This is a genomic window from Paraburkholderia sp. 35.1, from assembly GCF_050436525.1.
In the GTDB taxonomy this organism is placed as follows: domain Bacteria; phylum Pseudomonadota; class Gammaproteobacteria; order Burkholderiales; family Burkholderiaceae; genus Paraburkholderia; species Paraburkholderia tuberum.
The window spans coordinates 540118-566972 of sequence record NZ_JBNDMJ010000002.1; the positions used below are offsets into that span (position 1 = coordinate 540118).

At 59.8% G+C, this 26855-nt stretch carries 24 protein-coding genes and 1 pseudogene; 7 read left to right on the forward strand and 18 right to left on the reverse strand.

Features of this window, described 5'->3' with window-relative positions:
• Positions 1 to 59 precede the first annotated feature (59 nt).
• From OKW27_RS08285 to OKW27_RS08300, 4 genes are read right to left on the reverse strand one after another with little or no spacing between them, the layout of a single operon-like run.
• Positions 60 to 1640 carry a hypothetical protein gene (locus OKW27_RS08285; protein ID WP_429333174.1) on the reverse strand — a complete coding sequence of 527 codons (1581 nt, stop codon included), beginning with the start codon at positions 1638 to 1640 and terminating at the stop codon, positions 60 to 62.
• Positions 1615 to 2148, reverse strand: coding sequence for a hypothetical protein (locus OKW27_RS08290; RefSeq protein WP_429333175.1), 534 nt, complete (start codon positions 2146 to 2148; stop codon positions 1615 to 1617). The genes OKW27_RS08285 and OKW27_RS08290 overlap by 26 nt, the downstream gene beginning before the upstream one ends.
• The gene (locus OKW27_RS08295; RefSeq protein WP_429333176.1) at positions 2145 to 4346 is read right to left on the reverse strand and encodes a hypothetical protein; all 2202 of its coding nucleotides are present in this window, start codon (positions 4344 to 4346) and stop codon (positions 2145 to 2147) included. Before OKW27_RS08295 ends, OKW27_RS08290 begins: the two co-directional genes overlap by 4 nt.
• On the reverse strand, positions 4339 to 6426 hold the full coding sequence (locus tag OKW27_RS08300; RefSeq protein WP_429333177.1) for a hypothetical protein: 2088 nt from the start codon (positions 6424 to 6426) through the stop codon (positions 4339 to 4341). Before OKW27_RS08300 ends, OKW27_RS08295 begins: the two co-directional genes overlap by 8 nt.
• Positions 6427 to 6609: 183 nt before the next feature.
• On the opposite strand from OKW27_RS08300, the gene OKW27_RS08305 reads away from it, so the two are divergent.
• Complete coding sequence (locus tag OKW27_RS08305) at positions 6610 to 7038, forward strand: acyl-CoA thioesterase (protein WP_429333178.1); 429 nt, start codon at positions 6610 to 6612, stop codon at positions 7036 to 7038.
• Positions 7039 to 7164: 126 nt separating this feature from the next.
• On the opposite strand, the gene OKW27_RS08310 is transcribed toward OKW27_RS08305, so the two are convergent.
• Positions 7165 to 8184 (reverse strand): MlaA family lipoprotein, encoded by a 1020-nt coding sequence (locus OKW27_RS08310; protein WP_429333179.1) that lies wholly within the window; start codon positions 8182 to 8184, stop codon positions 7165 to 7167.
• Between the two features lie 2 nt (positions 8185 to 8186).
• Positions 8187 to 10802, reverse strand: coding sequence for an MMPL family transporter (locus OKW27_RS08315; RefSeq protein WP_429333180.1), 2616 nt, complete (start codon positions 10800 to 10802; stop codon positions 8187 to 8189).
• Positions 10803 to 11013: 211 nt separating this feature from the next.
• Between OKW27_RS08315 and OKW27_RS08320 the strand changes: the two genes are divergently transcribed.
• Complete coding sequence (locus OKW27_RS08320; protein ID WP_184057725.1) at positions 11014 to 11616, forward strand: MlaC/ttg2D family ABC transporter substrate-binding protein; 603 nt, start codon at positions 11014 to 11016, stop codon at positions 11614 to 11616.
• A gap of 142 nt (positions 11617 to 11758) precedes the next feature.
• Here OKW27_RS08320 and hpnH read toward each other — a convergent pair whose 3' ends face one another.
• Complete coding sequence (gene hpnH / locus OKW27_RS08325) at positions 11759 to 12913, reverse strand: adenosyl-hopene transferase HpnH (RefSeq protein ID WP_018423996.1); 1155 nt, start codon at positions 12911 to 12913, stop codon at positions 11759 to 11761.
• Positions 12914 to 12923: 10 nt separating this feature from the next.
• Complete coding sequence (ispH, locus tag OKW27_RS08330) at positions 12924 to 13868, reverse strand: 4-hydroxy-3-methylbut-2-enyl diphosphate reductase (protein ID WP_429333181.1); 945 nt, start codon at positions 13866 to 13868, stop codon at positions 12924 to 12926.
• A gap of 376 nt (positions 13869 to 14244) precedes the next feature.
• On the opposite strand from ispH, the gene hpnC reads away from it, so the two are divergent.
• Positions 14245 to 15111, forward strand: a complete 867-nt coding sequence (gene hpnC / locus OKW27_RS08335) for a squalene synthase HpnC (protein WP_429333182.1) — start codon at positions 14245 to 14247, stop codon at positions 15109 to 15111.
• Positions 15111 to 16283: a glycosyltransferase gene (locus tag OKW27_RS08340; protein ID WP_090808094.1), complete on the forward strand. Its 1173-nt coding sequence runs from the start codon at positions 15111 to 15113 to the stop codon at positions 16281 to 16283. Before hpnC ends, OKW27_RS08340 begins: the two co-directional genes overlap by 1 nt.
• Positions 16284 to 16375: 92 nt before the next feature.
• Here the strand turns inward: OKW27_RS08340 and OKW27_RS08345 are convergent, their stop codons facing one another.
• Together OKW27_RS08345 and hpnA are read right to left on the reverse strand one after the other, a co-directional pair.
• Positions 16376 to 16957: a hypothetical protein gene (locus tag OKW27_RS08345; RefSeq protein WP_429333183.1), complete on the reverse strand. Its 582-nt coding sequence runs from the start codon at positions 16955 to 16957 to the stop codon at positions 16376 to 16378.
• 134 nt (positions 16958 to 17091) lie between these two features.
• Positions 17092 to 18102, reverse strand: coding sequence for a hopanoid-associated sugar epimerase (gene hpnA, locus OKW27_RS08350; RefSeq protein ID WP_184057734.1), 1011 nt, complete (start codon positions 18100 to 18102; stop codon positions 17092 to 17094).
• A gap of 138 nt (positions 18103 to 18240) precedes the next feature.
• Between hpnA and OKW27_RS08355 the strand changes: the two genes are divergently transcribed.
• Positions 18241 to 18534: an acylphosphatase gene (locus OKW27_RS08355; protein WP_187617609.1), complete on the forward strand. Its 294-nt coding sequence runs from the start codon at positions 18241 to 18243 to the stop codon at positions 18532 to 18534.
• A gap of 103 nt (positions 18535 to 18637) precedes the next feature.
• On the opposite strand, the gene egtD is transcribed toward OKW27_RS08355, so the two are convergent.
• Entirely contained in the window at positions 18638 to 19621 is a 984-nt protein-coding gene (egtD, locus tag OKW27_RS08360; RefSeq protein ID WP_184052776.1) for an L-histidine N(alpha)-methyltransferase, read from the reverse strand.
• Between the two features lie 560 nt (positions 19622 to 20181).
• On the opposite strand from egtD, the gene rarD reads away from it, so the two are divergent.
• Positions 20182 to 21078, forward strand: coding sequence for an EamA family transporter RarD (gene rarD / locus OKW27_RS08365; RefSeq protein ID WP_429333184.1), 897 nt, complete (start codon positions 20182 to 20184; stop codon positions 21076 to 21078).
• Position 21079: 1 nt separating this feature from the next.
• On the opposite strand, the gene OKW27_RS08370 is transcribed toward rarD, so the two are convergent.
• Entirely contained in the window at positions 21080 to 21607 is a 528-nt protein-coding gene (locus OKW27_RS08370; protein ID WP_090808084.1) for a DUF962 domain-containing protein, read from the reverse strand.
• A 36-nt stretch (positions 21608 to 21643) separates the two neighbouring features.
• On the opposite strand from OKW27_RS08370, the pseudogene OKW27_RS08375 reads away from it, so the two are divergent.
• Positions 21644 to 21952 (forward strand): annotated as a pseudogene (locus OKW27_RS08375) (Crp/Fnr family transcriptional regulator); the annotation flags it as partial.
• On the opposite strand, the gene OKW27_RS08380 reads toward OKW27_RS08375, so the two are convergent.
• The 6 genes from OKW27_RS08380 to OKW27_RS08405 all read right to left on the reverse strand — a co-directional run bounded on the left by OKW27_RS08380 (position 21949) and on the right by OKW27_RS08405 (position 26855).
• Positions 21949 to 22266 (reverse strand): hypothetical protein, encoded by a 318-nt coding sequence (locus OKW27_RS08380; protein WP_429333185.1) that lies wholly within the window; start codon positions 22264 to 22266, stop codon positions 21949 to 21951. The pseudogene OKW27_RS08375 and the gene OKW27_RS08380 overlap by 4 nt on opposite strands.
• A gap of 241 nt (positions 22267 to 22507) precedes the next feature.
• Positions 22508 to 22870, reverse strand: coding sequence for a hypothetical protein (locus tag OKW27_RS08385; RefSeq protein ID WP_090808080.1), 363 nt, complete (start codon positions 22868 to 22870; stop codon positions 22508 to 22510).
• Between the two features lie 148 nt (positions 22871 to 23018).
• The gene (locus OKW27_RS08390; protein ID WP_429333186.1) at positions 23019 to 25223 is read right to left on the reverse strand and encodes a putative bifunctional diguanylate cyclase/phosphodiesterase; all 2205 of its coding nucleotides are present in this window, start codon (positions 25221 to 25223) and stop codon (positions 23019 to 23021) included.
• Complete coding sequence (locus OKW27_RS08395) at positions 25150 to 25875, reverse strand: GGDEF domain-containing protein (protein WP_184073471.1); 726 nt, start codon at positions 25873 to 25875, stop codon at positions 25150 to 25152. Before OKW27_RS08395 ends, OKW27_RS08390 begins: the two co-directional genes overlap by 74 nt.
• A gap of 1 nt (position 25876) precedes the next feature.
• Positions 25877 to 26272, reverse strand: a complete 396-nt coding sequence (locus OKW27_RS08400; protein ID WP_090808074.1) for a DUF1987 domain-containing protein — start codon at positions 26270 to 26272, stop codon at positions 25877 to 25879.
• Between the two features lie 19 nt (positions 26273 to 26291).
• A complete protein-coding gene (locus OKW27_RS08405; RefSeq protein WP_090808073.1) occupies positions 26292 to 26855 on the reverse strand; it encodes a SiaB family protein kinase in 564 nt (187 codons plus the stop codon).

The following is a 26855-nucleotide window of genomic DNA, read 5'->3' on the forward strand; positions in this document are numbered from 1 at the left end:
GAGCGCTCTTTGTTGCAATTGGGTGACGCACGCCACCAACTCGACCGTGCTTTCGTGGACTACAGTTGAACCTCCTTCCGCAGTGAGGGTGATACATTTGCTTTCGCGTACCGACATGCATCTACAAGTTCCTTCATTTCCTTCGTTGCAGCATTGAACCAATGAAGTCTTTCGCGAAGATACTGTAACTGCTCTGCTGGATTTGCCTTCGCTATCACGTCGATTGAGGGAGCGAGGTCCTGGACTATGGTCTCCATCATCATGTTGAGCTTAATCGAAGCCTCGATAGCATCGAACGCACCAAGCTCTTTCCACGCGAGATGAATATAGGGGGTGAGACTTTCCCAATGCTTATGCCCGGTTATAGCGGCGACCTTCTGAAGCAGAGTTGAATAATTGGCATCAGTCATTGTCAAGATTACTGCTTCGTTAGCGCCCCCGAGAAATTCTCCAAAATGTAGCGCAACCAAGTTTGTGATGCCGCGATGGCGATACATGCTCAGACAACTCCTATACTTTAAATTTGCTTTTAAGCATAATCGGCGAAAATCAGAGGTCAACGTTTCTTTTAAAAGTGGACGTCCGAAGGTGTTGATAAACAACGAGTCGTTGGGTTTGTAATCGCCTGATTTTTGAAGTCTAGTGACAAGTTCCGCACGATACTTTTTGATGTATACTTCGATGTCGATGATGATGCTCATTGGCACGGGGATTTTTCGCTGTGCACCGTCTTCTCGCTTTTCTGTATCTAAAATCACACTCTTTTCGTTGAGCATTGATTCAAGATTCAAACTCATTGACATCTGCGCGAGCTCGCCTGGACGGCAAGCCAACGCAGTCATCAGTTTGAGCACAAGCTGTAAAGTTCTCATCCGAAAGGTTATGGTAGCCAGAAAATCCTCCTGCGTTTTAAACCTTTGGCGGTAGCGAGCTGGTTGCTTATCCGGGTCTCCGATTTGGCTGGCCGCTGTCTGAAGCTTATTGACGCCGTCGGTAGGCATCGGGGTCTTTTGTCTCGGTGAGGACCGCGATGGATTCAAGGCAAAAGTTCTGTAGACACGTGTATGCTTTTTGGCATCAACAACCTTGTGCTCCTTAAGTAGTATTTGATGCGGTTGCCCCGCGACGTCAACGATGGAACGCAATGGGAGAAGGTTTGTCTGTAGCCAGTTGAAGAATCTAATTCCCGCCTCTGAAATCGCTATAACCTCGTTGGCTTCCCTCACTGGTTTTTCGGTGACTCCATCTCTCTCGTTTAAAAGTCTATGCAACATATCTGCGTAATCACTAGACCGAAGTTCCCAAAGATTCTTATTTTTAGAAAAGGCATATCGAACAATTGACGTGAGCTTGACGGCTTCTTGGCGAACAGAGCCCCCTCGTCTATCCAGCTTGTATCCCGAGTCGACGAGGCTTGATAGATAGAGGTCCATCTCTACGCACGGTGTTCCATCCGGCCAGAACATATAAACCATCGACGTGTGATTTTCACATATCGGTGCTTCATAGTTTCCGCTGCATGCGTCGATAGCTGAAAATGATGGTATGGAAACGTTATTAACGACGTCAAAAAGTTGATGCTCCGAAGAGTTCCCGGAGGTATCGAAGGTTCGATTAGTTGCCATCTTGCCCGCCCACATTTGAAAGGGTCCGAATATTGAAAATCGCTTCGTGTTCGCTCAGACGTGCCACGAGTGCTGGTGAGAGGTGCGCGTGTACGCGTAGTATCTCGATGGTATCCATATACGCTGATAACAGAGTACTTCTGCCGCGTAGGAGGTTTTGAACTTTTCGCTTAAGCTCTGCATTCTCTGCATCCGTTTGCTCTAATTTCTCTCGGATGCCGCGAGTGCGCTTAAGCTTTGGCGACCAACTTGTGCGCAGTCGCGCGACCCTCTTGCGGAGCGACTCTAACTCGTCCCAACCGCCGGGTTGGACCGCAGTTGCAGCCGCACTCTTGAGCGTATTTAGTGCTAAAGGAAAAATCTCTTTGCTTGCATTCTTGTAACGTGACAAAGTAACCTGCGTAGCGCAGGCTATGACCAGCGCCGGTGGTGCTTCGGCCGGCGTTGAAAGTGCTTGTTTTAAGAGCAGCCAAAGCGCTGTCGTGCTGGCCACTGCCTGTGCCGTTGGAACGTGCTTACTCATGATTTGCTTCTCGTATCAGCGGCAGACGCTTTCGAGCGCTTACGGAATTTCACGCGAAAGGCGACGCGTTTATGTCCAAGTTGCGTTGTGATGTTGACTACTTCAATCGCCAGTGACTCGTCTGCAACGCGTAGCTCTAACCAATCGTTGAGTTGGTCGAAATCAACATCGCTGATTTCTCGCACTTTAAAATGTGCACAGACCCGGTCGTATAAATCCTCGATGTTTTTGATTTCTCCGAGATTTTTCCGGGAAGCGGACAGATTCCAAAGAGCCTTGGCTAGGTAGTCGGCCTCTAACTCCGAGATGGATACATGCGGGAATTCCATCAATATGTATGCGAGAATCTGTTGCTCGTTTCCATGGCCTGCAAGCCATCGCGCGGCGTCGAGGGACGCGTATTTGAAGTACCAAACGAAGGAAAGTAAAAATGACTTCCTGTTTTCATGAACACGCACGTACCAACGTCGCGCCAATTCATCCGGGGGAAGTCGGACAAAGTCGCAGAATTTGTCGAGCGCATAGTTGATATGAGCCTTCTTTTTGTGGCTGAATGCTAATGAGTCGACCGAGAAGAAATTCGGAAGATAAAGGAGAAAATGCCCCTCTAAAGCAGAGTAGTCGGCAGCGAACTCTTTCGTTTCATCGCTGATTCGCGACAGGAGGCGGATTGTAGTCGCGACGATTTTTGGGATGGGAAGGTCGAGAACGTTTCGCTCGCCCTCTTCACCGGCCTTCTCGCGTGGTTTGGTTATCCAGTAGCCATCACCGGTTGCAAAGCTTAGGCAATTCTTTTCCAGATAGGAAACCTCGCCAACTCTTGATGGCAATAGATTGGTGACTAAATAAAGGCATGCGCCTAAGAGAACCTCCATTGCATTCGACAGTCCAAAATATTGGCTTGCATTTGATTCTACTAATGCGCCATTGGGACCCCAGCCGGTAATATTTAGGGGAGAAAGTTCGTTAGGAATATTTTCCCTCAGCCACCTCTCTCTTTTGCTTCTTGCGTAGTCTGATGCTTTACCCAGCCATAATTTTTCTGAAAATTTTTGCAAACCTTTCGCGTACAACTCAACGAGATGAGGTCCATAAGTGAGAATCCACCGGATAGATTCATCTAAATAAATCATCGATGCTTCGACTGGTATCCAAGGTGTATTTCCCATAATCTGGGCATCGGCGATGAATTTTCCGGAAACTGTACTGAGCTCCTCGGCCCCGATGCTCGGGGCAAAGTTTTCTGGGCGCTCTTTAAGTTGAATAACCGCATTGATTGTGGTTGTCATGCGAATAACCGAGGATTGCGCAGTCTTTGAGCAAAGGGCCTCGGAAATGGTGCTCGTTCGATGAGATGGGTATTCTCGAAAAAGCGGGGCCACTCTAACGCAAAGTGGACCAAAACGTGCAATATAATCGGGTTCGAATTGACGAAAAAAGGCGATGGCTCGCGGGCTTTTGAATTCCTTAACGTCGCAACTCAGAAGATTCGATAGTTTGATTCTGTCCAAATGTTCGAGTTCGGAATTGACGCCTCCGGGCGGCGTTCGACGATAGAATCCCTTCGTGCGCAGTTCTCGGCATAGCGCATCAATATATGGCGCTGGAAGTTCGTAAGGATTTTCTATTTTTTGCGATGTTTTTTCGAGAATCTTCTTTTCGATATCAATTAAACTAAGGAATCGAAGTGGATACCCTCCAGTTTCGAACGCTGCTCCCGTCCCGTAGTCTTTTAAAAAATTCTTTATAGCTCTTGCATCGAGCCGGTTCAACAATTCGGAAGCTGGCTGATATCTGCCTGCGTATCTGTAGACCCAGTTGGTAAGCGTTTTAAGATTGTATATTTCGGTCAAAAACGAGCTGTTTGCCCTGATATCCAGTATTGAATTTTCTCGGAGAAGAAAGGCAGTCTTTTGAAGAAAATGACGGTAGTTGTCGTTGCTTGGTGCGGAAAGAAGGGTGCCATTTGCTAGTTTTTCGTTCCAGCATACGTTGAGAGTGCTCTGCCACTCGTTATTCACTAGGATTGTCTCAGACGTGCGCAATTTCCACGTAATGGCATGTAGGTCTGTCAGTAACCACGAAGCGGTCCAATTACGACGCTCTTGGCGTCTTTGGCTTCGCAAGTCCTCCAAGAGAGCCTCTATCGCCGCCTCTTCTTCGGCAGTGGATTGAGTTAGCGACCGCTTTTTAGCCATTGCACGGCTCCAGAGGACTTATGGTCATCCGGCTATTAGCGTCGATATGTCTTAGAAAATCAGGCGCTCTCGACATCGCTTGCTCGTGAACGCGCCGGTAAGTTTGATTTTCGTGTGTGGGCAGACGGGCACATAGCAAGTCAGCGAGGTCTACCACTACAGAGGAAGGCAGCACACCGTTATGTTCCACGCGGTGTTCAGATGAGTGGAATCCGGTCATGTAGATGTTGTCCCTGAAGGCATACAATGCCGTAAGCGTTTCGGGGCTAATTGGTATAACTAAGCTACTGTCAGCAGTGTCCGTGGAGTCTTCTTGCGAATCATCTTCAGTGGCACCGAATTCGGCGTGGAGAAGTTCTGCGAGTTTGCTGCTCGACGCTGCGTGCTGATTTAGCATGTCGCTGATGAACGCTTGAAGTTCGTCTACGGACTGGAAATCAGTGCTTGCGAGGAGATAGCTCTCGTGCGCTGTGGCGACGCACAAAGTCAAATTATGGAAACGACGTATTAAGCGCGTGTTCCAGGCGTGGATAAGTACTTCGGGAATGTAATTCTTCAACACCACTTCAGTTGTGTTGTTGAGCTTATGTGCGGCAGCGGTTACAGAGCCCGTCCTGAACCATTCGATAACCGCAATGCTGGCTCGCAATCGCGCCGGATTTATGTGGACAATTGCATCGTTTGAGGCGACTTTGGGTAAGAACGCATGAATGCGACGCGCATGGTCACCTTCACCGGCAAAGGCGTACAGTGACGTATAGTGAACGGCTCTTGCACCCCGGCAGTCCTGCTGAAAGAATAGACGGTCACGAAGCGCATTGTTCTTGGCCATCAATGACCGTGCCGCAGCCGTCATTTTTAGCAATGTGTCGACGGCGAACTGGCTGACTTCATCGAGTGTGTGTTTCTTTAGAGAGGCTACTCGTCTCTTGTCAACGGAAAAAGCGATTCCATCAACGACAAGTTCAAACATGCTGCGGTCATGCTTGTCACGGATGACACCATCGAAAAGCGGTAAGGCGTTAAAACTTGGATTTCGTATCAGAAGTAATGCATGGACGACAGTGAGGTCGGTCACATTTATGTGCCCGCACATCCAAGCAAAGCGCCGAGTTATGGAAAATTGCGGCGTAGGGGCGGCTGGACAAGAGCCCGGTAGCTTAAGCTGCTGGAAAGAAGGTAGCCACGGGCTCTTCTGAAACGCTGTTCTAAATGAAATTACAGTGCGGGTGTCTTGATAGGACCGGAGAATTCGGGCGAGCGAGATTTCCGTACTGCCCGGTAAGGTCCTCTGTTCTAAAGCATCACACTCTAGAGCATTGCGCACGGCGTTGTACGGCGAGTCGTGCATATTCGTCTGAACCCGGTCGTACTTTTCCTGAATCGCCCGCCAATCTCCCTCACTGCAAAGCGCAAGCAGCTTCTCACCATATGCGAAATGTTCGGCCATGGCCTTCACATATGTGATGAGGTCTGCTTCGACGTCGCTCATTGAATCGATAAGCGACGTCTTTACCGCGTCGAGGTAGGCGGCATCCTTTCTGCTGATGTCAATGTTAACTAACAACTCGCCCGATGGCGATTCGACGTCTGCTGCTGAGCGCGATGGGGTATTTACGGTCTTTTGGGTGCTACCAAATTTTCGAGGCTTGCGAAATCCCTTTCGTGGGGGGATATCGACTGCGGGCGGAACGATGTTTTGGATGTCGCGAAGGTACTCAAACTGTTTCCTGTGATGCCACGCCCAAAGTTCGGTTCGCTTATTCAGTCGAATCGTCCTATCGGAAAGATTGTGTGTATAGCAAGAATCAATCAAATCTTGCCATGAAGATTCGGTTGTCGGGATTGTTTGCACCCCAGTTTTGCCAATTAACACAATAAGGCGCTTCAGCATCTCCACTTCGAGAAGCTGACTGTTATAGCTCGTGCTGCGTGATGCGTAGGGAAGTAAACCTTTCAAAAAAACGTCTGTTTCCGCAGCCGACGGAAACACCGGCGGAATAGTTCTCGGATGCACGAGACCGCTTTTGTCCACGATGGTGATGTAGTTGACTCCGTCTACGTCTCTGTGGATTTCCATTGGTTCTTCTCCCGAGAAGTTATCCACAATCGGCCATATGATGTGGCACTCAAAGCTACAAGGCGTTCTGCCTAGTTATCCCCGCATTCGTCAATACAAAATCGGCAACACAGCTAGCTAGTGGATTGTTTATAAAGACAATAGGTCAATTTTGACGAATGTGTTAGCCTGGAAAATAAAACATTGTTCGGCGGCAGCCTGCTACGCTGGATCGACGAAGAAGCCGCGATCTACGCGATCTCTCAGCTGGACAATCAGCGCGTCGTGACCAAGTTCATGTCAGAGATTAACTTCGTCAGTTCGGCACGCCAGGGCGACATCATCGAACTGGGCATGACCGCCACGCATTTCGGCCGCACGTCGATCACGCTGCGCTGCGAAGTGCGCAACAAGATCACACGCAAGAGCATTCTGACGGTCGAGAAAATGGTATTCGTCAATCTCGACGAAAACGGCGATCCGGTGCCACATGGCCGCACACGTATCCGTTATGCGGACGAGCAGTTCGCTCACTATCGCGCGAACTCCAAGCCAGTGCCGCAAACGGCACCAGTCGCGGCGGTCGAGGAAGATCGGGGCGCGGCGCGCAGCGAGGTCGAGAGCCTGCACTGAGCGGGTTGCAGCGATGCCCGCGGGCTTGGTCGGGCGACGTTTGGCTGTACTTCCACGCGGGGCACCCATCGAGGGCGCCCGCTGTGCCTTGGAGCGCTGGATCGACGTCCCCAGACCCCTGGAGCGCTATTGCGGGGCCGACGCCGGCTCAGCAGGCACGGCTGGCGTAGCGCCAGCGCCACTGTCACCCGGATCGGTGTAGTTCGGCAGATCCCCGCTGGGCGCGTTGGTCGCTCCACCGGAAGCCCCATTGGGCGCCGGCGAGGACTCACCCGGATCGTTGTAATTCGGCAGCGCGCCGGGCGCGCCCTTGGCCGCGCCGCCCGCTCCCGAAGCGCCATTGGGCGTCTCGCCCACATCGCCCGGATCGGAGTAATTCGGCAGGCCGCGCGCCGGCGCGCCTGCCGCTGGGGCAGCAGCCGGGCCCGTATCGCCCTGATCGTCGTAGTTCGGCAGCGGCGGAGGGTTATTGCTCGTGCCGCGCAGCCGCGCGAGGCGCTGCTGCACATAGGCATCACGCACGAACGAGTACTTGTCGAGCGCAGCCTGCTCCAGAAGGCTGGTCGCGCCGAGCAGATCCGCACGTGTGCTCACGAACTGCAGCACGTACAGCGGATTGCGGGTCGCGGGTTCGATATAGTTCAGCGGATTGAACTTCACATCGACGACGAGCCCCATGCTGTCGCGCACCGTGCTCGGCCCGAACAGCGGCAGCACCAGATACGGACCCGACGGAATGCCCCAATGCCCGAGCGTCAGACCGAAGTCCTGATGATGCTTGGGCAGACCGGCCGGCGTCGCCCAGTCGAGCAGGCCGCCAATCCCAAACACCGAGTTGAACGCGAAGCGCATGATGTCTTCGGTCGCATCGGTGATCTTCAGTTGCAGCAGCGCGTTTGCGGCGTTGGTGAGGTCGCCGAGGTTCGAGAAGAAATTGCTGACGGCGGTGCGCAGCGGCTGCGGCGTCACTTTCTGGTAGCCCTTCGCGACCGGCACCGCGATATAGCGATCGACTCCGTCATTGAAATTGAAGATCACCCGGTTCACCGGCTCGAACGGATCGCCCGGCTTGCGATCCGGAGCGGTCGCGCAGCCGGAAATGAAACCCGCGGCGGTGAGCGCCAGCGCGGTGTTACGCAGCTTCATGCTTATATTCCTTTTTGCTTCCCGCGACGTTGACGCGGCTTGCCCATCAGCACCGGCTGGAAAACCACCGCTCCGATCAGCGTGCAGAACAGCGAAAGCACGAGCAGCCTCCCCATGCTGGACGTGCCCGGATGGTGCGACAGCCACAGGCTACCAAACGCGGTGGCCGTTGTGGCGGCGCTGAACAGCACCGCATGCGTGAGGCTCGACTGCAACAGGCCGGTCTGGCCGTGGCGCCACGCCATCACGAAGTAGATCTTGAACGCGACGCCGACGCCGAGCATCAGCGGCAGCGCGATGATGTTCGCGAAGTTCAGCGGCATGCCGAATACCACGCACAGTTCGAGCGTGACGATCGCGGACACCAGCAGCGGCACCAGCGTGCGCAGCACGTCGCCGACACGGCGCAGCGCGATCCACAGCAGCACGGCGATCGACAGCAGCGCATAGAGGGCCGCCTCCAGGAACGCCTTGATGATCGTGTTGGCCGAATGCAGGATCGAGATCGGTCCGCCGATCGCGCCCGGCTCCGCCCTCTTCACCGCGTGCGCGAAGCGCGCGAGCATCTGGTCGTCGTTTGGATCGACGCCGGGCGGCACCTTCGGCGCGATATCGACGAGCGCATGACCGCCCTTGCCGATCCACATCGCGGTGATGCCTGGCGGCAGGGTCTGCTGGGTTATTTCGGTCGGCTGCAGAAGGTTCTCAAGCTGCTTCAACGCGATGCGCAGCGTGTCGGACATCGCGACTTCGGCGCGGTCGCGCGTGGCGGCGTCGGCGGCGGCGAGCTTTTGCAAGGTCGCGGACAGGTGCTGCGCGTCCGCCGCGCCCGGGCCCGGATGGTCCTCGGCCGCGAGCGACAACTGATTCGCCGCGCGCTTCAATGCGGCGACGCGCAACGCGTCGGTGGCTTGCGGCGCGGGCTGCTGTTGCAGCGCCGGCAGCAGCTGTTGCGCGGCGCTCGCGATCAGCATCATCTTCTGCTGCTGGTCGGCCGGCACGAAGGTGCTCAACGTGTTGACGCGGCCCACTTCCGGCAGCTTGCGCAGTCGCTCGGCCATCGCGTCGGCGTCGGCAAGCGACGGCGCCAGCGCCTGCACGTTGTTCACCGCGGCTTCGGGCGAATCCTTCAGCGACAGCAACGTTGCCATCGACTCGGTATGCGGGTCCTTCAGATGCAGCGGATTGAAGTCGAAACGCAGGTGCGTGAGCAGCGGTGTCGCGCCGATCACGACAAGCAGCGTGCCGATCAGCACCGGCTTGCGATGGCGGTCGAGGAAGTCGTCGACGGGCTCGAGCTGCTTGAAACCGGGCGAGGCGACTTCGCCCGGCGGATTGAAGAGCTTCAGCAGCGCTGGCAGCAAGGTCATGTTGGTGAAGTACGCGACGAACATGCCGACGCCCGCGATCTGGCCAAGCTCCGACACGCCGCGATAAGCGGTCGGCAGGAACGAGAAGAAGCTCAGCGCGACTGCCACGGCCGCGAGCGTGAGCGGCACGCCGATGCTGTGCGCGGTGTGCATCAGCGCGGCCGACAGCCGGTCGTCGCGGTTGCGCTCCTCGCGATACTTGACGCCGAACTGCACGCCGAAATCGACGCCGAGCCCGACGAACAGCACCATGAACGCGACCGAAATCATGTTGAGCGCGCCGACCATCAACAGGCCGAGCGCGGCCGTGATCGCGAGGCCGACGAACAGCGTGATGAACACGGCCGCGATCATGCGGCCCGAGCGCAGCGCGAGCCACAGAATGATCAGGACGACGATGAAAGTGCCGATGCCGTTCAGCACCGCACCGTCCTGCACTGACGCGAACTCCTCGTCGGCGAGTGGCTGCTCGCCGGTCAGGCGGATCGTCGCACCGTAGCGCTGCTGGAGATGCAGCGAGACCGCGGTTGCGCGAATCGCCCTCGACGCGCTCGCGCCCGGCTCCAGCGCGTCGTAGTTGACGACCGGATGCACGACGACAAACGAACGCGCCGGATTGGTGGCGACGCTTTTATCGACGAGAGCGCGCCACGAGAACGCGGCGGGCTGGCCGGCCAGCACGCGATCGAGCGTGTTCGCGCTTTGCGCAAGCAGCCGGCTCATGTCAGGGAGTTTGACCTGGCCGAGTTGCAGCGGCAGCAGCAGGGTCGTAGTCAGCGTGCCGGCGAGACCGGTCAGGCTCGGATCATGCGCAAGTTGATTGACGAGCGGGCGCGACTGCACGAGTTGCGAGGTGGTGGACATCACCTCGTCGGTGGACAGAAACAGCAGGCCGTTGTGTTCGAAGAAGGGGCCGCCGGCGGGCTGCGAGACCGACGTGAACTCCTTCGGATCGGCTCTGAGCGCGGCGGTCAGCGCGTTGGCGGCGGCGTCGGCGAATTCGGGCGCGCGCGCCTCGACCACCACCAGCACGGTGTCGCCACGGTCGGGGAAGGCGGCGTCGAGCGCGTTCTGGACTGCTGCCCATTGCTTGTCGGTCTCGATGAGACGGCTGATGTCCGTGTTGATCTTGAAGTTATGCGCGACGTATATGCCGCTCAGGACAGCGAGCACGATCGACAGCGCGATGATCCTCAGCGGATGACGCACCGAATACGCGACGAGACGGACGATAGATGACTTCAGCATGTAGGCGGACGTGGCCTTATCACGGGTGTTGTTTTTGACGAAGGTGCATAAGTATACAGAGCCCGGGCAAGCAAGCCCGACTTCGGTAGCAAGTACGGCTCCTGACGGCTTCGTCCGGATGGGAACGTAATCCCCGCTATACTGGTGTACCCCTCTTTAGCCGCGGGGCTGCGGCCCGTCGGCGCTACTTCTTTCGAGTCATGACAAGCGTATGAAACGATATCTGACTGCTTTTGTGGCTGCGGCCGTGGTATCCACGGCGGCGTTTGCGCAGAGCGCACCCGACGCGGTGGTAAAAAGTGCAGTCCAGGGCACGGTGGCTGCAATGAAGGCTGACCCGCAGGCGCGCGGCGGCGACATGGCGCAGATCACCCAGGTCGTCCAGACGCACTTCCTGCCCGCCACCGACTTTCAGCGCACCACACGTATCGCGGTAGGCAAGCCGTGGGCGACCGCGACGCCGGAGCAGCAGAAGCAACTGTACGAGCAGTTTACGCTGCTGCTCACGCGTACCTATGCCGCATCGCTGTCGCAACTGCGCGACCAGGACGTGAAGTTCCAGTTTGCGCCGGTCAGCGTGCAAGGCGGCGCGACCGACATCGTCGTGCAATCGCACGTGATCAGCAACGGCGGCGATGACGCGATCGACTACCGGCTCACCAAGGGGCCGTCGGGCTGGAAGATCTATGACATCAACATGATGGGCGCGTGGCTGATCCAGGTGTATCAGACGCAGTTCGCCGACCAGATCGCCAAAGGCGGCATCGACGGGCTGATCAAATTCCTGACCGCGCATAATGCGCGCGGCGCGTAAGCGGGTCGGTCGACAGAAGTTTCAATCGGTAAAAGCAAAGCGCGGTGGCCTTGATTGGCCACCGCGCTTTTTTTCGAGTTGCTTGTGCTAACGATCAGGCGCAATACAGGGGCGGCGCGCGGCCGCTCTCCTGTCGAACGCCTCAGTGCGCGGCCGTCGCGGTCTCCACCTTCTTGCCCTTGCCGGCGCGCGTGATTTCTTCGAGCTTGATCTCGACGTGACGCGAGAACACGTACTCGGCGGGACGCTGCTTGTCGAGCGGAATGTCCTGCGCGAACGCGCCCGTGGTTTTCGGGCCGCGCATGCTGACCTTCAGCGCCTTCAGCGGATGCGCAACCGTGTCCATCACGGCCGTCGCTTCGAAACCGCAGTGGACCATGCAGTCCGCGCACTTTTCGTAGTTGCCGGTGCCGTACTTGTCCCAGTCCGTGGTTTCCATCAGTTCCTTGAAGGTCTTCACGTAGCCTTCGCCGACCAGATAGCACGGTTTTTGCCAGCCGAACACGGTACGCGCCGGGTTGCCCCACGGCGTGCATTCGTAGGTCTGGTTGCCCGCGAGGAAGTCGAGGAACATCGCCGACTGGCTGAACGACCAGTTCTTGCCGTTGTTGCCGCGCTTGAAGATTTCGCGGAACAGCTGCTTGGTCTTGTCGCGGTTCAGGAAGTGCTGCTGATCCGGCGCGCGCTCATACGCATAACCCGGCGATACCGTGATGCCGTCGACGCCCATCGGGCCCAACGTGTCGAAGAACTTCGCCACGCGTTCCGGCTGCGCGTCGTTGAACAGCGTGCAGTTGATATTCACGCGGAAGCCGCGGCGCTTCGCTTCGCGGATCGCGGCCACGGCCTTCTCGTACACGCCTTCCTGCGACACCGAGTGATCGTGCGCTTCCTTGTCGCCGTCAAGATGAACCGACCACACGAAGTACGGATTCGGCTCGTAGTCGTCCATCTTCTTTTCCATCAGCAGCGCGTTCGTGCACAGGTACACGAACTTCTTGCGCGCCATGATGCCCTTGACGATCTGCGGCATTTCCTTGTGCAGCAGCGGCTCGCCACCCGCGATCGACACGACCGGCGCACCGCATTCGTCGACGGCCTGCAGGCATTCTTCCAGCGACAGACGCTGGTTCAGAATCGGATCCGGATAGTCGATCTTGCCGCAGCCATTGCAGGCGAGATTGCAGCGAAACAGCGGCTCCAGCATCAGGGCGAGCGGATAGCGTTTGTTGCCGGAGAGATGCTGGCGCATGATGTATGCGCCGACGCGGACTTTCTGTAGCAGCGGAATAGACAAGGCGTCCTCCTTAAACTTCGCGTGCAGCGAGTGGTTGCATCAGTTTCGATGGCAACTTGAATTCGACTTTTTCTTCACGGCCCGCCATCGTCGTGACATCGACGGGCCCCAATGCGCGTAGCGCATCGATTACGTTTTCGACCATTTCTTCGGGCGCCGACGCGCCGGCCGTGATGCCGACCGTGTGCACGTTGGCGAACCATTCCGGCTTCACTTCAGAGCCGTCGGCGACGAGGTAGCTCGCCACGCCGCTCTCGCTGCCGATTTCGCGCAGCCGGTTCGAGTTCGAGCTGTTGGTCGCGCCGACCACCAGCAGTACATCGACCTCTTTGCTCAATTCGCGCACCGCCGCCTGGCGGTTCTGCGTTGCATAGCAGATGTCGCGCGTGTCGGGACCGACCATGTCGGTAAAGCGGCGCAGCAGCGCGTCGATGATGCCGCGCGTGTCGTCGACCGACAACGTGGTTTGCGTCACGTAGGCGAGCGGCGCATCGACCGGCAACTCGAGTTTCGCGACTTCTGCCTCGCTCTGCACGAGCATCACCGTGCCGGGGATCTGGCCGATCGTGCCTTCCACTTCTGGATGGCCGGCGTGGCCGATCAGGATCAGCGTGCGGCCGGCGGCCACGTACTGACGACCTTGTACGTGCACCTTGGTCACGAGCGGGCAGGTTGCGTCGAGCACGTCGAGGCCGCGCGCTTCGGCATCACGTTCGACGGTTTGCGCAACACCATGCGCGCTGAATATCGCGACGGCACCTTGCGGCACTTCATCGAGTTCCTCGACGAAACGCGCGCCCTTCTGGCGCAGATTGTCGACCACGTGACGGTTATGGACAATCTCGTGGCGGACATACACGGGCGCGCCGTGTTGCTGTAACGCACGATCGACGATTTCGATTGCGCGGACAACGCCCGCACAAAAGCCGCGCGGCTGAGCAAGGATGACTCGCATAAGTTGGCGAACTCCGACTAACGCGGGTTTCGAAGAAGTCGTGAAACTGACTTTATCGCCGCGCTCATCTTGATTAGTTGACGTCTTGAGCCCCGGCGACCGGCCGGTACAGCAAAACCAAACGCGCATTCTAACGCTATCGGGGCCACTTTGCTTTTTGCTGCGGCCCCTGTGTTGGCCGCTTGCCGCACCCGCTGGGCCGTGCGGACGACCGGGGCGGCGAGCGTTACAACGATGTAAGGAGTCAGCGTGGGATTGCCTCGTAACGCGCCCGACCATGACCGCACACTGCACTGTCACGGCGGAACCCTTAAACTACCGATCCTTGCCGCGCGGACATCGCGCTGTATTACAGAATGGTTTCGAGGCTCGCTGGATGGACGTCGATCAGCACGAAAACTTTCCGATCGCGAGCGTGTTGCTGCCTAAGGCCCTACGCGCGCCTGTCGGTATTATCTATCAGGTCGTGCGCACTGCGGCCGATATCTCCGCCGAAGGCCAGTGGAGCGCCGCCGAGCGGCATGCCCGGCTGGCCGATTTCCGCGCCGGGCTTGACGCGATCGCGCAACGGCGCGCCGCGCCCGTGCATGCGCTGTTGTTCGGCAAGCTCGCTGGCGTGATCGCGCAATACGAGCTGCCGCTCGAACCGTTCTACGATCTGCTCGAGGGCTGCGCGCAGGACATCGATACGAATCGCTATGCGGATCGCGCCGCGCTCGTCGACTATTGCCGCCGCTCGGCGCATCCGGTCGGGCATCTGCTGCTGCGTCTGGTCGGCGCGGCGACGCCGCACAATCTTGCCGACGCCGACGCGATCTGCACGGCGTCGCAGCTGATCAGCTTCTGGCTCGACGTCGCCGCCGACTGGCAACGACAGCACGTGTACCTGCCGCAAGCCGATTTGCGCCGCTTCGGCGTGACCGAGGCGCAGATTGCCGATGGTGTCGTCGACGATGCGTGGCGCGCGCTGATGGCGTATGAAATCGCGTTCGTGCGCGCCACGCTGGTCCGCGGCGCACCGCTCGCGCTGCGCATGCCGGGGCGGCTCGGCATCGAGCTGTGCGGCGCGGTGCATGCAGGCTTTCGGTTTCTCGAGCGCATCGAGCGCGCGGATTACGATGTGTTCCGCGCGCGCCCGGTCCTCAATCTGTTCGACTGGTGCGTGGTGGCGGCGCGCACCCTGAAAATGCGACTATCCAGACGCGTCGGCATGGCGGCGCGCTCAATCGAGGGTAATGCTTAATGGCGGCGGTCCTGTTCGTTCTTTCGTGTGTTTCCCTGCTGATCTGGTGCGTGCTGCTGTTCGCGCGTGGCGGCTTCTGGCGCGCGCGTCCCGCCGCGCCGCTGGCCATCGCGGCGCGCGACGCATGGCCGGCCGTCGCAGCCGTCGTACCGGCGCGCAATGAAGTCGACGTGATCGCCGAGGCGGTCACGTCGCTGCTCGAGCAGGACTATGCAGGCGCGTTCCACGTGATCGTCGTCGACGATCACAGCACCGACGGCACCGCCGACGCCGCGCGTGCCGCAGCGCTGCGGCTGCAATGTCCGGAGCGCCTCACCGTGCTGAGCGCGAAGCCGTTGCCCCCAGGCTGGTCCGGCAAGGTGTGGGCGCAGTCGCAGGGCATCGAGGCGGTGCGCACGCTCGATCTGCCGGCCGAATTCCTGTTGCTGACCGATGCCGACATCGGCCACCCCGCCGAGGCGTTGACGCAGCTCGTCGCGCGCGCGGATGCCGAAAAGCGCGACCTCGTCTCGCTGATGGTCCGGCTGCGCTGCGATTCGTTCTGGGAAAAGGCGCTGATTCCGGCCTTCGTGTTCTTCTTCGCGAAGCTGTATCCGTTCGCGTGGGTCAACAATCCACGCAACCGCACCGCGGCCGCGGCGGGCGGCTGCATGCTGGTGCGCCGCGCGGCGCTCGAGGAAGCGGGCGGCATCGAGTCGATTCGCGCCGAGCTGATCGACGATTGCAGTCTTGCCGCGCGCATCAAGCATCGTGGCACCGGCCGTCATCCGATCCGGCTCGATGTGGCGGCGAAGAGCGTGTCGCTGCGTCCCTACGATAGCTGGCGCGACATCTGGAACATGATCGCGCGCACTGCGTTCACGCAGCTGCGCTACTCGCCGCTGCTGCTCGCGGGCACGCTCGTCGGCATGGCGATCATCTATCTGTTGCCGCCGGTCGCGGCGTTGATCCTCGGGCCACTCGGCTGGCCGGCCTGGATCGCGTGGGCGGCAATGTGCTGCGCCTATGCGCCGATGCTCGTCTACTACCGGCGCTCACCGCTGTGGGCGCCGTTTCTGCCGCTCGTGGCGCTGTTCTATGTCGGCGCAACGTTCGCATCGGCGGTGCGCTACTGGCGTGGCAAGGGTGGGCAGTGGAAGGCGCGCGTGCAGGCACCAGTGCAGGAGCGCTGAAGTCTGTCGATGGCCGATGCGCTCGTCGGATGCAGAAGGCAGACGTAAAAAAAAAGCGGCTCCAGGCCGCTTTTTCTACGTAGCGCGTTTCATCACGCGTTCGTCAGCATCATGTACATCTGGATCACGATGTCCGGCGAGAACGTGAACGGCACCCAGCCGTGGCCGGTGTGGCGCATCACCAGCAAGCGGTCGCCGTTCGATTGCTTTTGCACGGCCATCATCGGATTCTTCGTCGAGACGAATTGCCAGCCCGGCGGGATGCCTTGCGGCTGCTCCGGCGTCATCGAGGCCCGTGCGTTCGACAGTTCCTCGATCAGCCGGCTGATCTGGTCCGGGCGTAGCGCGACGGTCTGATCGCCGATCGTCATCGTGATTTCGTCGCGCGCGGGGCGGTTGATTTCGAGCGTCGGCTGTAATTGCGGGGCGGCCGGCGTATCGATCGCTTCGGCGTGCGTTTCTGCGTTTGCTTCGGTGCTCGCGGGCTGTTCCGCTGCTGCTTGCGCCGCCGCTTCGTGCGCCGCTGCTTCGTGCGCGGCATGCTCCACCGCCGCGGGCAATGCCGCAGCGTCAGCGCTTGTCTCGGGAGTGTTCTCGGCCTGCGTGGCCACGACAGCCTGAATGAGCTGGTCGACGCCCATTTCCAGCGCGCCGAGCTGTTCGTGAAGGTTCATGCGAGGTTTCTCAGGTAGGACCCGCGATTTTACCCGCTGCGCGCAGGCTTGGACCCGTCGCCGGCGCGGGACTTGTAACAAAATGCTTACGGCCGCTGTTCAGCCTTTCACCTGACCGTTCACTTATCCCTTGATCACCGCTTCAGATACCCCGCCTGCCGGAACCATTCGAGCGCATCGGCGAGCCCCTCGCGATAAGGCCGCGCCCGATACCCCAGCTCGCGTTCCGCCTTCGCCGACGTGAAATACATCTTGTTCTTCGACATCTTCAGTCCGTCGACGGTGACGAAAGGTTCGCGCTTCGTGAATTTGGCGACCGCTTCCGCGCCCATCGCGAGCGGATACAACGGCCAGCGCGGCAGGCTCAGTGTCGGTGCCTTGCGGCCGGTCAATGCCGCGATATCGGCGAGCATCTGCTGCAACGGCAGATTTTCGCCGCCCAGAATATAGCGCTCGCCGATCTTGCCGCGTTCGAGCGCAAGGAAATGACCGGCGGCGACGTCGTCGACGTGCACGAGGTTCAGCCCCGTATCGACGAATGCGGGAATCTTGCCGAGCGCCGCCTCCAGAATGATGCGCCCGGTGGGCGTCGGTTTCACGTCGCGCGGGCCGATCGGCGTCGATGGATTGACGATCACCGCGGGCAGACCGTCCTCGGCGATCATGCGCTCGACCGCGCGCTCGGCGAGCACCTTGCTGCGCTTGTAGACGCCGATCGCCTGGTCGGCGCGAAGCGGCGAGGTTTCGTCGGCGGACTGGCCGGAGCTCGTCACCTTCAGCGTGGCGACGCTGCTCGTATATACGATGCGTTCCACGCCTTCCTTCAACGCCGCGCGCATCGTCGCCTCGGTGCCTTCGAGATTGGCGCGCTCGATCTCGCCGGGGTCCGGCGCCCACAGCCGATAATCGGCGGCCACGTGCAGCAGATAGCGCACGCCGCGCAGCGCGTTGCGCATCGATGCTTCGTCGCGCATGTCGCCGACGACGATTTCCGCGTCGAGCGATTCGACGTTCTTGCGCGGACTCGTCGCGCGCACCAGCACGCGTACGCGAAAGCCCTTGCTCTGCGCGATGCGCGCCACCGACGATCCGACGAAGCCGGACGCGCCGGTCACGAGCACGAGATCGCGATTCTGTTCGGTCATTCTGTTTCCATTTCCGGCGTGACGGTCGACGGATTGTACGTGGCGCGCGCAAAGGATGGGCGTTGCCGAGCGCGCTCGCCGCGACGCGACTAGAATGCCGGCTTGAAAGATTGTCAGGCATTAAAAGGAGGTAGCGGCATGGCCCCGGATCTGGATGAGCGGATCGAAACGTATTACGCGCGGGTGCGCGGCACCGTGCAGGGCGTTGGTTTTCGCCTTGCGACGGTGCGCCAGGCGCACGCGCTCGGCATCAAGGGATGGGTCGCGAATCTCGACGACGGTTCGGTCGAGGCGATGTTGCAGGGACCGGCCAATCAGATCGACAGGATGTTGTCTTGGCTGCGTCACGGACCGCCGGCGGCGCGCGTGACCGAAGTGAGCGGCGAGGAGCGCGCGACGGACAGGCGTTACGAGCGCTTCGAGCAGCATTGAGCTCGAGCTGCGCGAGTTAAAAAAGCGGCGCGCCGTCCAGAGGAGGTCGCGCCGCTTTTTCGTTTATGCCTTTATCGGCCGTTATTTGCCGCGTGGTCAGCGCTTACCGGGCCACCAACAAACTCTCCGCGAATCCCCACTCATCCTCGATCCATTGATGGCTGCACACGAAGCCGGCGCCATCGGCGATCGCGGGCAACTCTTCCGCGCGATACTTGTGGCTGCTTTCGGTCCAGATTGTCTCGCCTTCCTTCAGCGACACCGTCAGCTTTGCGGCGCGCACGTGAGCGGTGATATCGCGCTTCGCGCGCAGATGCATCTCGATGCTGCGCGCGTCCGGATTGAAGCGCGCGACGTGCTCGAACTCATCGAGCGGAAAGTCGCCGTCGAGTTCGCGGTTGACGCGCGCGAGCAGGTTCAGATTGAACGACGCGGTCACGCCGATCGCGTCGTCATAGGCTGCGACCAGCACCGGCGTCGGTTTGATCAGATCGGTGCCGAGCAGCAGCGCGTCGCCGGGCGCGAGCATGTTGCGGATCTCGCGCAGAAAACGCGTCGCCGCGAGCCTGCCGAAGTTGCCGATCGTGCTGCCGAGGAACAGCACGAGCAAGCGGTCGCCGGGCGCGCGCTGCCGGCTCACTTCGGCCAGACCGGCCAGATAGTCGCGCTCATAACCGACGATCGAAATCCGCTCGATGTCACCGAGTTCGCGCCGGCACAACTGCAACGCACTGCGCGAAATTTCAATCGGGCAGTAGGAAGTAGGGCGTTTTTTACACAGCGCCTCGAGAATGCGCCGCGTTTTACGGCCGCTGCCGCTGCCGAGTTCGGCGACCGTGACGTCATGCGGCAAATGCTCGACGATGTCGGCCGCGTGCTTCGCGAGCAGACGTTCTTCGGCGCGCGTGACGCCATATTCGGGTAATACGGTAATCACTTCAAAAAGTGCGGAACCGACCTCGTCGTACAGATACTTCGACGGCAGCTCTTTTTGCGGCGTATGGGTGAGGCCGGCGTACACGTCGGCGGCGAAGGCGCGACGCAGTTCGGAAGGCGAGTTGCTGAGCGATAGGGCTGGCTGGGTCATGCTGGCTCCAGTAGTCACATTCGATGAGCGGGATTGCTGCCGGGCGGTGGCATGCGCGATGAAACGCAGTTGAGGCATGCCGTGGACGAGATGCGCGGGCGGTGATTCGTGGCGGCCTGACAGACTGCGCTCGAGGCTGCATTCGCCGACCCGGCTCGTGGCTGCTGCTCGTTGCGTGCCGCTGTGGACGTCGTTGTCGCGAGTGGTGCGGCCACAGCGTGCAAAACTTGGGTAGCAAGATTCGCGCGAGGCGAGGACGAACCGGGAATGGCTTCGCCGGCCGCGGCGCACGAAGTTATGTTCTAGTGCATCGACGCGCGACGCGCACGACTAATTGCAGCCGACTGACGAAAAAGCGCAAGCCCGTTGGCGAATAACCCGTCTAGAATGCCCGTTTTCCTACGGTTTTGCACCGCCGCTTCAGAACAACAACGCAGCGTCTGCCGCTTTGCCCGGGTGGCCGCCTGCTCACGAGACATCATATTCATGACGACAACGAACGCCGCGAGCCTGCGTCGCGCGCCGCAAGCCCACGCGTCACACCGAGCCCCGACCGCGCAATGAATCACAACGACTTCAGGCGCGGGATCGCATTGTCGGTCGGCGCGTCGGCGATGTTCGCATTATTGTCCGCTTACGCGACGCTGCTCAAACCGCTGTCGGGCCTCGACATCTTCGCGTGGCGCATCGTGTGGACCGTGCCTGGCGCGCTGCTGCTCGTCGCGGTGCGCAAGCGCCTGCCGATTCTGCGCGCGCTCGTTGTCCAAATGATGACGCAGCCGAAGCTCGGTGTCGCGATGGCCGTGGCTGCGGGCCTGCTCGGCGTACAGCTGTGGCTGTTTCTGTGGGCGCCGCTGCATGGGCGCATGCTCGAAGTGTCGCTCGGCTATTTCCTGCTGCCGCTCGCGATGGTACTGGTCGGGCGCTTCCACTATCGCGAGCGGCTCGACGCGTTGCAGTGGCTCGCGGTCGCGTGCGCGGCGGTTGGCGTCGCTCACGAACTGTGGGTGACGGGTGCGTTCTCGTGGCCGACGCTCGTCGTCGCGCTCGGTTATCCGCCTTATTTTGTGGTGCGTCGTCAGATCAATCAGGATTCGCTTGCAATGTTCACCGTCGAGATGGCGTTGCTGCTGCCGGTGGCCGCCGTGTGCATTCTCAGCGGCGGCTCGCTGCAAGCGATCGCCGGCCGCGCCGAAATGTGGTGTCTGCTATTGCCGGGGCTCGGTGCGTTGAGCACGCTCGCGCTCGCTTCGTATCTGAAGGCGAGCCGACTGTTGCCGGTCGCGTTGTTCGGCATTCTCGGCTACGTCGAGCCGGTGCTGCTCGTGTTCGTGTCGATCGCGCTGCTGCGCGAAACGCTGAGCGTCGCGCAACTCGCGACCTATGTGCCGATCTGGATCGCCGTCGCGCTGACCGCGCTGCACAGCGTGCGCTTCGTTCGGTTCGCGTCGAACTGAACTACGGCGCTCGCTCAGCGATGCGCGTCGGGCCTACCTCAGCCTCGATCGCATCGCGCAGTTCGGGGCGCCAGCCGACACCGAACAGCGCTTCGGCGAGCACGAATAGCGGGCCGATCAACAGGCCGATCACGTCGTCGACGAATGCCGGCTTGCGATGTTCGTAGGCCACGTGGCCGACAAACTGGAACACCCAGCCGACCACGAACAGCCCAATGCCGGTCGCGAGCCACACGAGCGTCGTTTGCGCGGCGATCCACTCGCCGAACCCGACACAGAGCGCCGAGACGCAGGCCATCAGCACGCCGAGCGGCACGTCGAGCGCGAGGTAGTAGACGGTCGCCGCCACGAACAGCAACCACGCCGGCGACAACGTGACCGGGAACATCCCGGCGCCAAACGACGGGCGGCTCAGCAACACCGCGAGCGCGAGCACGATCATCGGAATGCCGACGAAGTGCGTGGCGATATTGCGCCGGTCGCGATGGTAGGCCGCGTATTGCGTCAGTTGCTGCGTCAGCGTTCTCATCAGTGCCGCTCCTGTGTCAAAGCCAGCATAATCGCGGTGCTGCTCGCGCACAAGTTGCGTCTGGCGTTCGAGGCGATCGAGGAAGCCGCGCTATTGCCGGCCGCACCGCGTGTCGCGCGGCGCCTGTTGCTGATGGCGGGCGGCTATGGCGAACCCGGCGCATTGCGCAACGTGCTGAAGGTCCCGCAGGAAGACCTGGCGATGATGCTCGCGTTGTCGCGGCAGACGATCAATCAGGTGCTCAAGCACTTCGAGACGCAGGGCGCGTTGAAGCTGCGTTATGCGGAGATCGAAATCGTCGATGCCGACAAGCTGCGTGAACAGTCTCTCGTCGAGCGCATTTAACGCGCGCTCGGATGGCTGACGCGACGTTTCAATGGACCGATCGTCGCGGCGGGCAACATGGTGATCAGCATGTGCAACGTGAAGTGGAGATCTTCGCGCGCGATGTCGAGTTGCACGCGGTCTTCTTCGCGCACGGTTTCCGTGTTGATTACATAGACGCCGAGCGGCGAATGAAGCAGTGCGCGCAAGTGAGCGTGCGGCAGCGTCACGAGTAGAGCCGCGCGCGCCGACGGAAACGCAATGACGTTGCTGTGTTGAACCTGCTTGCTGGCAGGTTGCGGCGAGAGTTTGTCGAGCGATTGGGTAAGAGCCATGTGATGCGGCGTTGGTGCGACGCGATGGTGAATTGGAACAATTCGAGAGTAGTCGGCCGCGAGTAAAGACGGTGCAAAAATTCGCGCGTTTGTCGGCAAAAAGATACGACGGGGAATGACACGCGGCATAAAAAAAGGCGAGTCATAAGACTCGCCCTCCCTGAACGGCACAGTCCGGCTTCGATCAACTTCTATTTGAACAGCACCCGCATGGCCGGTCAGCGCCGAAACCGATCACGTGTTATTGCGTTTTGGTCGTGTCGGCTTGTGCGCCGTCGGCTTTCGCCGGGGCAGTGCTGGCCTCTTTCGCACTCTCCGTTTTAGTCTTCGCGGCACTCGTTTCGACGGCATTTTTGGCCGTGGACTTGTGGGCCTTCTTCGTATGGGCGGAAGTCTTTTTCACGTGCTTTTGCGTAGCGGCTTCGGCAGGCGCTTTCGTTGCGGTCGCGCCGGCTTGTACCGCGGTGCTTGCCTTCAGATTCGCCTGGCCGGTGGCTGGCAACTGCGTGGTTTGCGCGGGTTGTGCGGCAGACGGTGCGGCCGTTTGAGCAAAGGCGGTCGACACGAGCAGTGCGGAAGCAACAGCGGCGAAAAGCGTCTTCATGATGTGACTCCAGGTTGAATCGGTGGATTCGTTTGTCGCGGCTGAATCATTTCAGCGCTGCCGGTTTAACGTAGGGCGGAATACAGGAGTTGACGCCGCGCTGGTGACAAAACGTAAGTAGTGCGTCAGCGCGGATACATGTTGCGACTCACCAAGCGAATCCCCGGAAAGGCGCCACGCTCAATGAAGACGCGACCGCGGTCTTGCCGAGCAATTGCGCTAAAGCCTCCGGCGAGACCGCTGGGCTAAACAGGAAACCCTGGGCCACCGTGCATCCGTGACGGACCAGAAACTCGCGCTGGACATCGAGCTCGACCCCTTCAGCGACGACATCGAAGCTCAGCGTTTCAGCAATCGCGATGATGGCAAGCGACAGAGCTTCGAGTTCCTTGTCTCTGCCGATTTCGCAAACGAAGGCGCGATCGATCTTGATGCGATCGACGCTAAAGCGTTTCAGATAGCTGAGGCTCGAATAACCGGTGCCGAAGTCGTCGATAGCGATGGACACACCGAGTTCGCGCAGTTCGCGAAAAGCCCGTTGCGCTTCTTCAGCGTTGCGCATCAACGTGCCCTCGGTGACTTCGAGCTCCAGCAGTTCGGCGGGCCAATGGGCATCGTCGAGTGCCGAGCGCACTACGCCTGGAAGGTCTGCCCGTTCGAGTTGAAGTGGCGAAACATTGACCGATATGCGCACGGGCGGAAGCCCCGAGCGTACCCATGCGCTCGCCTGCAGACACGCCTGCCGCAATACCCACGTGCCGATGCTCTGGATCAGACCGGTTTCTTCGGCAAGCGGGATGAAGACGGCCGGCGAAACTTCACCGAGTTCGTCGTCGTGCCACCGCAAAAGTGCCTCGGCACCGACGATGCATCCGGTTTTCATGTCGATTTGCGGCTGATACGCCAGATACAACTCATTGGCTTTCGCCGCGCGCCGCAGTCGCGTCGTGAGCCGCAACTTCTCGGCGGCCGCCCGGCTCAGCTCCGGTTCGTAGAATTGATAGCCGTTTCTCCCGCGCGATTTCGCCACGTACAACGCGGCATCGGCATTTCGCGTGAGCAGTTCCGGCTGGGCGCCGTCTTGTGGAAAAGTACTGACGCCGATGCTTGCTTCGAGATAAAGCTCGTGCTCGCCGATGCGATACGGCTCGCTCATCTCGTGAATGAGCGTGTCCAGCATCTCGGTGAGTTGCTTCGCGTCGGCCCGTTCCGCGACGATGACGAATTCATCGCCCCCGTAGCGCGCGACGAAATCCGTCGCGCGCAGCAGACGCTGAAGCCTTCGCGCCACGGCCTGTAGCAGCAAATCGCCAATGCGGTGTCCGAGCGAATCGTTGACGTCCTTGAAACGATCGAGATCGAGGAACAGGACGGAAACGTTCTGACCTGTCGCTGCCGCGCGTACGAGCGACTCTGAAAGATGTTCGCCGAGCAGCACCCGGTTGGGCAGATCGGTCAGGGCGTCGTATCTGGCTTGATGCTCGAGTCTTGTGAGCGAACGACGAAGATGCGCTCCGATGCGCCCGTTCCAGTGAATCAGCGAAAGCAGCAACAAGGCCGAAGCGACGCCGCAGCTCAACAGCATGCGCGTAAACCACTTCCCATCCAACGAGGATTTGCTGACGACTAAAGCGACCTTGGCGTCGGCCGCGAGTCGTACGTCGACGACCCGCCCGAGAACGCTATAGAAATAGGCGTCGATTTGTTCGAGTCTGGGGTCGCCCACTGCCACACTGCCGGGATGTTCCGCGATCTTGCGCGCAAGACCAAAGCTCAGCTCGCTAAGTCTGCCGATCATGTCGTCCAGATCCGACAGCCTCGATATGCATTCCTGATTCTCGCTGCAGCTCTCGCGCGCGTCGCGCGTCAACGCGAGCAGTTCCAGCATCGGAAAGCTATAAGCGGCGCGGTTGTAAAGCGGCACCGTTGCGATCGAGGTGTAGAGCGTCGCATGCTCATCGAGCATGACTTGCTGAACCCGGTCGAGGTCGTGGCGCAGCCGCCCGGAAGCCTGGATCGTCCGAAGCGAACTGTCCTGCTCGCTGCTCTGGCGGATTGCGAGGAAGGTACTCGTCGCAATGACAGCGAGAATGGCAAGTACGGCTATGACAGTACCGGCTTTGCGCGTTGCTTCCTGTCCCAAGGCCCTTCCCTTTCCGTCAACCCGGCGCGGGCGAACACCGACCCGCCCGGATAGTGAATGTTTAGGTGGCTGCATGACTTGCCTTAGGGCGCTGCGGATCTGCCTGTAACGGCGCGCGATGGGTCTGCTTATCCGCCTATCGATCGGCAAATTCCACGCGGTTGCGCCCGCTTCGCTTGGCGCGGTACAGAGCCGCATCGGCGAGGCCATATGCGGTGTCGAAACAGGTTCCGACCTCGTTGATGCTGACGCCAAAGCTGGCCGTGATGCGGCGCTCGACGGGTGGAACGACCAGCGAGTCGCCGATGGCTTCTCGCATGCGCTCGGCAAGAATGGCACCGCTGGCCGGTTCATGACCGGGCAGCAGCACGGTGAACTCCTCACCGCCCACTCGCCCGATGAAGCCTTGTTCCCCGACGATTCTGCGCAGACAATCGACGACCCCCGAAATGACCGCGTCTCCGGTGGGGTGGCCGTAGTCGTCGTTGATCCGCTTGAATTCGTCGATGTCGAGGATGATCATCACCGCGCTGCTGATGCGCAAGACCTTGGTGGTCCGTTCGATCACGGCACTGCGGTTCAGTACGCCCGTCAACGCGTCGTGCGATGCGCGATACGCCAACTGCTGGGCCAGCGCCTGCATCTCGCGTTCGGCCCGGTCGCTGCGGCCGATCAGGCGCCGTGTCTCGCGCATCAGGCGCTGGAAGTGCTCGATCAGTTCGCCCAACGACTGGCGATACTCCGCGGGGTCCGCATCGATGATCGAATGCATGGCCCGAGCCTTTGCCAGCGCGGTGCTTTCGTTCTGGAACAGATCGGGTGCGCCGCCCGAGGACACGTCAAGGGAAGAGGTCGAACGCACTTTACTTTCCCTGCTGCGCAATGGGACGATCGGTGAACTCGATCGCGCGGAAATCGGCTTTCAGTTCTTCGCCGAATTCGGCAATGGTCTCGTCTTCCTCGTCGCGATACCAGTTCATCGACACGCGGCTTCCCGATTCCGCCGCCTGATCGAGCGCGTCGAAGATGCTGAACAGCATTTTGGTACTCGAGCTATTGAAGTACGTCAGCGCGACGTCGATGGTGATCTCGGCCCCGGCGTTCGCGGCGAGGTATTTGCGCATCTGCTCGATGATCGGCGCGTAAAAGGCGGCTGCGTTTTCGGGGTAAGACTCTCCCCTGATCGACAACGCGTGTTGGTCGAAGCGAAAATCGACTTCGGGCGACGTCGTCGTCGCCGGGATGTGTAGGTTTTCCATTGTTCGTGTGCCTTCCTGCTCAGATGATGGCCATGAGGCAAAACAGCGTGGTGCCCGGTTCGTCGGCACGCGGATGAAAAGCGAATTCAAGCGGCGCGCTCGCATCGCGCGCCATCGTCAGGAAGCCGAGCCCGGCGCCCTTGCTGTCTTTCGGAGCATCGGTGCGCAATGAAACCTTGTACGCTTGCTTGATTTCTTCGAGTGACATGTTGCGCAGAGGCTCCAACCTGCTTCGCAGGTCCTCGACTTCGGCGGTCGCGATGGGATTGACGCACAACATTACGTGATGTTCGCCGTGCCTGGAGATGCACACCGCGCCCTCGCGTATCTCGCCTGCCCGTTCGCCACCGGGCTCCAGCGCGTTCGACGAGTAATGAACGATGTTCTGTGCCAGCTCGATAAAGGACGAGAAGAGTTTGCGGCGAGTAGGACCGCTGACGCCGGCGACTTCGAGCTGCAGTTTCACGACTTCGCCCATCGACGCGACGATGTTATGGGAGAAGTAGCCCTTGTGATAGAAGAGCACGTTGCGCCGCTGCGCGAGTTCGAAAAAGGCGCTGTCTTGTTCTAATAGTTGGGACAT

Bases quoted from the DNA above. Each gene is read 5' to 3' on its own strand.
- OKW27_RS08285 (WP_429333174.1), bottom strand. From the start codon at position 1,640: ATGTGGGCGGGCAAGATGGCAACTAATCGAACCTTCGATACCTCCGGG.
- OKW27_RS08290 (WP_429333175.1), bottom strand. From the start codon at position 2,148: ATGAGTAAGCACGTTCCAACGGCACAGGCAGTGGCCAGCACGACAGCG.
- OKW27_RS08295 (WP_429333176.1), bottom strand. From the start codon at position 4,346: ATGGCTAAAAAGCGGTCGCTAACTCAATCCACTGCCGAAGAAGAGGCG.
- OKW27_RS08300 (WP_429333177.1), bottom strand. From the start codon at position 6,426: ATGGAAATCCACAGAGACGTAGACGGAGTCAACTACATCACCATCGTG.
- OKW27_RS08310 (WP_429333179.1), bottom strand. From the start codon at position 8,184: ATGAAGCTGCGTAACACCGCGCTGGCGCTCACCGCCGCGGGTTTCATT.
- OKW27_RS08315 (WP_429333180.1), bottom strand. From the start codon at position 10,802: ATGCTGAAGTCATCTATCGTCCGTCTCGTCGCGTATTCGGTGCGTCAT.
- OKW27_RS08320 (WP_184057725.1), top strand. From the start codon at position 11,014: ATGAAACGATATCTGACTGCTTTTGTGGCTGCGGCCGTGGTATCCACG.
- ispH (WP_429333181.1), bottom strand. From the start codon at position 13,868: ATGCGAGTCATCCTTGCTCAGCCGCGCGGCTTTTGTGCGGGCGTTGTC.
- hpnC (WP_429333182.1), top strand. From the start codon at position 14,245: ATGGACGTCGATCAGCACGAAAACTTTCCGATCGCGAGCGTGTTGCTG.
- OKW27_RS08340 (WP_090808094.1), top strand. From the start codon at position 15,111: ATGGCGGCGGTCCTGTTCGTTCTTTCGTGTGTTTCCCTGCTGATCTGG.
- OKW27_RS08345 (WP_429333183.1), bottom strand. From the start codon at position 16,957: ATGAACCTTCACGAACAGCTCGGCGCGCTGGAAATGGGCGTCGACCAG.
- hpnA (WP_184057734.1), bottom strand. From the start codon at position 18,102: ATGACCGAACAGAATCGCGATCTCGTGCTCGTGACCGGCGCGTCCGGC.
- OKW27_RS08355 (WP_187617609.1), top strand. From the start codon at position 18,241: ATGGCCCCGGATCTGGATGAGCGGATCGAAACGTATTACGCGCGGGTG.
- egtD (WP_184052776.1), bottom strand. From the start codon at position 19,621: ATGACCCAGCCAGCCCTATCGCTCAGCAACTCGCCTTCCGAACTGCGT.
- rarD (WP_429333184.1), top strand. From the start codon at position 20,182: ATGAATCACAACGACTTCAGGCGCGGGATCGCATTGTCGGTCGGCGCG.
- OKW27_RS08370 (WP_090808084.1), bottom strand. From the start codon at position 21,607: ATGAGAACGCTGACGCAGCAACTGACGCAATACGCGGCCTACCATCGC.
- OKW27_RS08380 (WP_429333185.1), bottom strand. From the start codon at position 22,266: ATGGCTCTTACCCAATCGCTCGACAAACTCTCGCCGCAACCTGCCAGC.
- OKW27_RS08385 (WP_090808080.1), bottom strand. From the start codon at position 22,870: ATGAAGACGCTTTTCGCCGCTGTTGCTTCCGCACTGCTCGTGTCGACC.
- OKW27_RS08390 (WP_429333186.1), bottom strand. From the start codon at position 25,223: ATGGCCTCGCCGATGCGGCTCTGTACCGCGCCAAGCGAAGCGGGCGCA.
- OKW27_RS08400 (WP_090808074.1), bottom strand. From the start codon at position 26,272: ATGGAAAACCTACACATCCCGGCGACGACGACGTCGCCCGAAGTCGAT.
- OKW27_RS08405 (WP_090808073.1), bottom strand. From the start codon at position 26,855: ATGTCCCAACTATTAGAACAAGACAGCGCCTTTTTCGAACTCGCGCAG.